The organism is Polyangium sorediatum, assembly GCF_029946465.1.
In the GTDB taxonomy this organism is placed as follows: domain Bacteria; phylum Myxococcota_A; class Polyangia; order Polyangiales; family Polyangiaceae; genus Polyangium; species Polyangium fumosum.
In genome coordinates, this window is record NZ_JARZHI010000153.1 from 1 (window position 1) to 6,752 (window position 6,752).

General features: G+C 71.0%; 6 protein-coding genes. 4 read left to right on the forward strand and 2 right to left on the reverse strand.

All coding sequences use genetic code 11. From position 1 onward, the window contains the following. Together QHF89_RS49595 and QHF89_RS49600 are read left to right on the forward strand one after the other, a co-directional pair. A partial coding sequence (locus tag QHF89_RS49595; protein WP_136973395.1) for a BPSS1187 family protein occupies window positions 1-1,022 on the forward strand: 1,022 nt, incomplete at its 5' end. Between the two features lie 70 nt (window positions 1,023-1,092). Further along, the gene (locus QHF89_RS49600; protein WP_136973394.1) at window positions 1,093-2,595 is read left to right on the forward strand and encodes a right-handed parallel beta-helix repeat-containing protein; all 1,503 of its coding nucleotides are present in this window, start codon (window positions 1,093-1,095) and stop codon (window positions 2,593-2,595) included. A gap of 1,333 nt (window positions 2,596-3,928) precedes the next feature. Here QHF89_RS49600 and QHF89_RS49605 read toward each other — a convergent pair. After that, window positions 3,929-4,897: an AraC family transcriptional regulator gene (locus tag QHF89_RS49605; protein ID WP_136973393.1), complete on the reverse strand. Its 969-nt coding sequence runs from the start codon at window positions 4,895-4,897 to the stop codon at window positions 3,929-3,931. Window positions 4,898-5,020: 123 nt separating this feature from the next. Here QHF89_RS49605 and QHF89_RS49610 point away from each other — a divergent pair, with 123 nt between their 5' ends. Next, the gene (locus QHF89_RS49610; RefSeq protein ID WP_136973392.1) at window positions 5,021-5,464 is read left to right on the forward strand and encodes a nuclear transport factor 2 family protein; all 444 of its coding nucleotides are present in this window, start codon (window positions 5,021-5,023) and stop codon (window positions 5,462-5,464) included. Further along, entirely contained in the window at window positions 5,461-6,324 is an 864-nt protein-coding gene (locus QHF89_RS49615) for an NAD(P)H-binding protein (RefSeq protein ID WP_136973391.1), read from the forward strand. The genes QHF89_RS49610 and QHF89_RS49615 overlap by 4 nt, the downstream gene beginning before the upstream one ends. A 37-nt stretch (window positions 6,325-6,361) precedes the next feature. On the opposite strand, the gene QHF89_RS49620 is transcribed toward QHF89_RS49615, so the two are convergent. Continuing rightward, a partial coding sequence (locus QHF89_RS49620; protein ID WP_284722015.1) for an MYXO-CTERM sorting domain-containing protein occupies window positions 6,362-6,752 on the reverse strand: 391 nt, incomplete at its 5' end.

The window sequence follows — 6,752 nt, forward strand, 5'->3', positions numbered from 1 at the left end:
GTGGAGCCGGAGCGGGCGGCGCCGGCGGCGTGGGCGGCGCCGGCGGAATGGGCGGCGCCGGCGGAATGGGCGGCGCCGGCGGAATGGGCGGCACAGGCGGAATGGGCGGCACCGGCGGAATGGGCGGCACCGGCGGCGTGGGCGGCGCGGGCGGCGGGGATCCCGGGCCCGACGTTGATACGACGGACCCGCAACTCTACAAGGTCTCCTTCAAGGCCGACGAGGCGGATCCGGCGGCGACGCAGGCCCTCGGCACGCAGGTCGCGTTCCTTGACACGCGGGTCGCGCCGCGCGGGGAACTCGTCGTGTATCTGCACGGCGCCGGCGCGCCCTCCACGTGTGGATCCAATGCCCATGGCGAGGTGCTCGCCGGCCTCGGCTTCCACGTGCTCGGCCCCTGCTACCTCAGCGATTACGGCGTGGGCAACTGCGGCGACGACATCGAGGGATGCCGCCTCGAAGCCTTCGACGGCACGGATCACCACGCGTTCGTCGACATCCCCCCGCCGAACAGCCTGGAGACGCGCATCGTCAAGGGGCTCGCCCATCTCGCCGCGCAGAACCCCCAGGGCGACTGGACCTACTTCGTCGACGGAGACAAACCCCGCTGGGACAAGATCGTCCTCTCGGGCATCTCGCACGGCGCGAGCACGTCGGCGGTCATCGGAAAACACCGGCTCGTCCACCGCGTGGTCAGCCTCTCCGGGCCCCTTGATAGCAACCAGGCCTGGCTCAAGGCGCCTTCGCTCACGCCCCTCGATCGGTTCTACGCCCTCACCCACACGGCCGATTCGCAGCACGCGGGGCACCTGAAATCGTTCGAGGATCTCGGCTTGCCCGGCATGCCGACCTCCGTCGACGGCGCCATGCCGCCCTATGGAGACAGCCATCGCCTCCTCTCGTCCGCGGACACGAGCGACGGCCACGTCTCCACGCAGGCCGGCAGCCCTTCGCCGAAGGACGCGAATGGGGGCTACGTGTTCCTGCCCGTCTGGACCTATCTTTATACGGGAGCCCCCTGAGCGGGAGCCCTCGCCCGCGGAGTGATCCCCCCTCGCGGCGCCCGGGAGCGGGCTTTATACGCTCCTCATCATGAGCAAACGTGCGACGATCGCGATGGCGGCGGCTCTCGTCACCTCCATCGCATCGGGCGCGCCCCGGGCCGCCACCTACCACGTCACGCCCGAGGGAGAGGATGCTGCCTCCGGATCGGAAATGCGGCCGTGGCGCACGCTCCAGCACGCCGCAGACGTGGCCCAGCCGGGAGACACGGTATTCGTGGGCCCCGGCGAGTACGACGGGTTCAATCTGGAAAACAAGGCCGGAACGCCCGAGCGTCCCCTCGTTTTCCTCGCCGCTCCCGGGGCGCGGGTGATCCAGCCCGGCCCGCGGCCGGCGCACGCCCCGCTCAACACCGCCCTGGGGAGTTATTCCTGGCCGAAATGGCCCCATGGGATCTACGTCTGGGGCTCGTCCCACGTGTCCATCGAAGGATTCGAGATCATCGGAATGCCTGCCGCCGAGCACGACGCGGCAGGCGCCCTCCTCCACCGCGGCGGCGCCGGCATCCATGTGCAGGTCTCGGATCACATCACGCTCCGGCACAACCGCGCTGACGACAATGGCCGCTGGGGCATCTTCGCGTCGTTCACCGACGACCTCGTGGTCGAGGACAACGAGTGCTCCCGCTCCCGCGCCGAACACGGCATCTACGCGTCGAACAGCGCCGATCGGCCGATCGTGCGGCGCAACCTGCTCTGGGGCAACCGGCGCGCCGGCATCCAGCTCAACGGCGACAACAACTTCGACAGCGCGGACTACCGCGCGCGCGCCGGCGTGGTCGATGGAATCATCTCGGGGGCCGTCCTCGAAGACAACCTGCTCGTCGACAATGGCGCGGGCGGGGCCGCCGCGATCAACCTGGACGGGGTGCAGGACGCGCTGATCCAGCGCAACGTCCTCCTCGGCAACCATGGCTCGGGCGTGGCGCTCTTCCAGGTCGACGGGGCGGAGGGATCCCGCCGCAATCGTATCCTCGACAATCTCATTCTCATGGCGCACGACGCGCGTTACGCGATCCAGATCGCGAGCTGCGCCCCGCCCGGGTCCTCGACCTGCCCCAGCGCGAACCGCCCCACGCTCCCGGAATGGCAGCGGCCGCCGAGCCGCGCGACCGGCAGCACGGGGAACGTGCTCCTGCACAATACGTTGCTCCATCCGAACCCCGAGCGCGGCAGCCTCCGCATCGATGCGCGGAGCCTCGACACGAGCGCGGGCTTCCGGAGCGACCTCAACCTGGTGAGCGGCCGCTTCGCCCTCGGCGCGACCGACGATATGGAGCGTGATCGGGTCTTGTCGTTCGTCGAATGGCGAGCGCTCACCGGCCAGGATCGGCGGTCTTGCCGCATCGACGCGCCTCGCCCGCCCGCGTCTCCAGCGCAAGGCAGCGGCGCAGGGCCTGGAGGAAGTAGAAATCCCCAAAGGAGAGCGATTGCTGGGGCAATCCGTAGGACGTGGAGCCACGCGCCAGAAGGCCTCGGTGTGGAGAATCCACCGCCAGATACGCGAGCTTCCCGTCGGGATCGCGGAAGGTGAGCAGGGAAAACAGGATGTTTTCGGCGGCGCCGAGATACCGCTCCCGCAGCGCGGGGTCGTCGACGAGCGCGCCGAGCTCGAGCAGGCCCGCGGCGGCGACGGCGGCGGCCGACGAGTCCCGCGCCGTGAACGTAAACGTGCCGGGCCGCCTGTCGCCGAGGACGCCGTCGCCGTTCGCGTCGTTCCAGGGGCCCGCGGGCTCGCCGAGGGCCGCGTCGAAATCGCTGGGCGGCACGAAGTCGCCGGGGACGTGGTTGTAGGGGTCCCGCGTGTCGTTCGGCAGGTGCGTGATGAAATAATCGGCGGCGCGTTTCGCCGTTTCGAGGAACCGGCCTGGATCGACCGAGGGATCGTCCTTCGTGTAGCGATAGACCGTGGTGAATCCATGAATCGCCCAGGCCTGCCCGCGTGACCACGTGGATTCCGCGGCGAACCCTTGATCGCTGATCTTCTTGTGGATCCGGCCTGCGCCGGGCCCGGGGCCGTCCTCGTGCTGGACGATGTGGTAGGTGCTGCCGTCGGGGCGCACGTTCTCGGCCATCACCGTCTTCGCGTGGGCCACGGCGTGCTCGTAGAGGACGCGCACGGGCCCGGACGTGGGACGCCCTTCGAGGTCCCAGGCGAGCAAGGGCAGCGCGACGTTCATCATGCTGTCGATGTACACGGGATAAGGCGCGACGTAATCGTTCGAGAGCGGAAACGCGCGGTAGGCGCCGACCGGAGCGGCGCCCGCATCGAAGAGCTGATCCAGCGCGAACGCGCTCCGCTGGATCGCGGCCCGCGCGCGTCTCCGCCAAGCGCCGCCCGGGTCGTCGCTCTCGCGCAATGCGGAGAGCGCCTCGCCGAACGTCGGGAGGAAACGAAACCCGAGATCATGGTCGATCGGGGTATTCTCGAGCGCCGTCAGGGCTGCCGTCCACGCGAGCGCGACTTCTCGCATCTGCGGGGCACGCCCGTGCCGATAAAGCTCCCACACCACGCCCGGGAAAAAACCGCTGCGCCAATCCTCCACGGGCTTCTGCTCCCAGCGCCCGAGGTCGGGCGGCGAAGGTTTCGTCGCGACCGGGAAAAGGGAGGCCAACGAGGCGGGATCCGCGGCCCTGAGCTCGTCGATCGTGGCGCGCGTCCGCGCTTCGGCGAAGACGAGCGCCTCCTCGATCTGCGGGCGAAGCAGAGACGCTGTGGATTCGCCCGGCGGCGCCTCGGACGTGCACGTCGGGAGCGTGAGGCTCAGCGCGGCGATGACGGGGACATTCCGACGGAGCCGGTGGAAGGGCGCGTGCATGCCCCAGGTCTCGTGCCCCCGAGGGGCGACGTAAAGCCGCAGAGGGCCCTACGGATCGGCGAACGAAGCCGCGTCGCTCTGCCCCGGGCCGAACGAATCCGCCCCTGCGCGCCCTGCCGCGTGCGCGAGCCGATGATCCCGCGGCCCTTTGCCGTGAGCGCGCGTAAATGCCCGCGTGAAGGCCGCCTCGCTGTCGTAACCGACGCGCGCCGCGATCACCTTGATCGGCAGCGCCGTCCCGGCGAGCAGCGCGGCCGCGCGGTCGAGGCGCAGGCGGCGCACGTAGCTGCCGAGCGGCTCGCCGAGCAGGGCCGTGGCGCGCGCCGCGAAGGCCGAGCGCGAGAGCCCGACCCGCCGCGCGAGCTCGCCGAGCTCAAAGCTCTGCTCGGGCGCGGCCCGCACCTCGGCGAGCGCGGCCGCGATGGGCTCGTCCTGCAATGCCTCGCGGCCCGGCAGCGGCGAGGCCAGCGTGCGGAGCGCACAAGCAAAGAGCGTGTGCCCGAACGCCTCCACGATTCCATCCCGCAGCGGAGGCGAGAGATCGGGCGCCTCGGCGAGCAGGTGCAAGGTCTCGCCGAGCCACCGGGCGAGCCCCGGATGCGAGCCTTGCAGGTGCACGAGCGAAGGCAGGAGCGAGAGCCACGGCGCGCCCGCGGCGTCGAAGCGCAAATCGACGATGACGAGGCGGGTCTCGGGGGGCGCCTCGGTGCGTATCGCGTTCGGCCCCGAGGGCCGGAGGGCCTTGCAATAAGGGTCGGCAAAGCCGACGACCGGCGTCGTGGGCTTGTCGCGGACCGAATGCGCGTCGCCGCGGGGCAAGAAGACGATCTCGCCTTGCTGGAGCGCGATCCGCTGGTCCTTTTGCCCGACCCAGCCGCCCCCGCGCAGGGCGGCGTAGACGCGCGCCTTGCCTTGCGAGGGGATCTGCTTTCCCCAGCGCGCGCCAAGATCGGCCTGCTGCACCTCGGTGCCTTGCAGGCGGAGCGTGCGGGCCAGCTCGTCGAAGGCCGGGGGCATGCGGCGAGTCTAGCGTGGAGGGCCCGCAACGTCACGGCTGGACGCGCGGGCGTGTGATCCGGACGCGCGGCAAAGCCCCTCGCGCTTACCTTCCGGGCATCCCTCGAACGAAAGAGGTCTCCCATGACGAGCACCGGACATCCCAACGCCGCGCAGGCCCTCGACGAGCACCTCGCGCTCATTTCCAAGGACATCCAGCGCTGGATCGAGCTCTTCGCGGACGACGCCGTGGTCGAGTTCCCGTACGCCCCGCCCGGGCTGCCGGCGCGCCTCGAAGGCAAGGCCGCGATCGATACGTATTTCCGCCCCACGCCGCAGACCTTCGTGGGCCTCACGTTCTCCGACGTGCGCCGGTATGTCACGACGGACCCCGACGTGGCCCTGGCCGAGGTGCACGGCACGGCGCAGATCCCGGCCACCGGCAAGCGGTACGAGCAGGACTACGTCATGGTGTTGCGGACGAGGGCGGGGAAGATCGTCCATTACCGCGAATACTGGAACGTCGGGCTCGCGCTCGAAGCATTTGGCGGGACGGACGCCGTGCGGAGCGCCGTGGGGGCGCCGTGAGCGGCCGCGTCTTGATCACGGGCGGGACCGGCAACACGGGTCGTCGGATTGCCACGCGACTCGGCGAGCTTGGGGTTTCCGTGCGCGTGGCGAGCCGCGGGGCCCCTGGGACCGGCGGCGATCACGTGGCGTTCGACTGGGCCGACCCCGCGACGCACGGGCCCGCGCTCTCGGGTGTGGATCGGGTGTACCTGGTCGCGCCGGGGAACGTCGAGGACCCGTCGCCGCTCATGGTGCCCTTTCTTGAACGCGCGCTCGCGAATGGGGTTGGGCGGTTCGTGCTTCTGAGTTCGTCTGCGATTCCCGAGGGCGCTCCGGGGCTCGGCATGGTGGATCGATTCCTGCGGGAGCGGGCGCCGGGTTTTGCGATCTTGAAGCCCTCGTGGTTCATGCAGAACTTCGTGGATCCAAAACACCCGCACGCGGCGAGCCTGATCGGCGAGGGGAAGGTGGTGACCTCGACGGGCGCGGGGCGCGTGGGATTCGTGGACGCGGACGATATCGCGGAGGTCGCGGTGCGCGCGCTCGTGGACGAGGCGTCGCACGATACGGCGCACGTGATCACGGGGCCCGAGGCGCTCGATTATGCGCAGGTGGCGGCGATCCTCGGGCGCGTGTCCGGCAGGCCCATGCGGCACGTGCACGTGGACGACGACGAGGCCCGGCGCCGGCTGATGGCTGCGGGCATCCCGGAGCGGTACGCCGCGCTGCTCGTCGGGCTCGACGCGGCCATCCGGGCAGGCGCGGAGGATCGCGTCACGGAGACGGTCCTCCGCGTCACGGGGCGCGCGCCGCGCTCGTTCGAGGCGTTTGCGCAGGCGCATGGGCAGGTGTTTCGGGGCGGCGACGGGGCCGGGTAGGGTCCTTCGAGCCTGAAGCGAGCAAAGTTGCAACTCGTCACTCCATCGTCCGTCGCCGACGCGCCCCGGCCCGCCGTCCCGCTGCGCCGAGCCATGCGACGACCGCGCCGGCCAGCGGGGCGAGCGGCGTCGCGCCCTGGCCTGCCGCTTGGCAGGTGCAACCACCGCCCACGGCCACGACACGGGGCTCGTCGTTCCCCCCGGCGCCCGTCGTAGCCGTCATCCCACCTGAGCCGGCCATTCCGCCGGAGCCGGCCATTCCGCCGGAGCCGCCAGAACCGCCAAAACCGCCCATTCCACCCGAGCCGCCGGAGCCGCCTGCGCCACCGCTCCCGCCCGCGCCGCCTGCGCCACCGCTCCCGCCCGCGCCGCCTGCGCCACCGCTCCCGCCCGCGCCGCCTGCGCCACCGCTCCCGCCCGCGCCGCCT

What these genes read in the sequence shown, in the direction of transcription:
- QHF89_RS49600 (WP_136973394.1), top strand. Translation starts at nt 1,093, where the DNA reads ATGAGCAAACGTGCGACGATCGCGATGGCGGCGGCTCTCGTCACCTCC.
- QHF89_RS49605 (WP_136973393.1), bottom strand. Translation starts at nt 4,897, where the DNA reads ATGCCCCCGGCCTTCGACGAGCTGGCCCGCACGCTCCGCCTGCAAGGC.
- QHF89_RS49610 (WP_136973392.1), top strand. Translation starts at nt 5,021, where the DNA reads ATGACGAGCACCGGACATCCCAACGCCGCGCAGGCCCTCGACGAGCAC.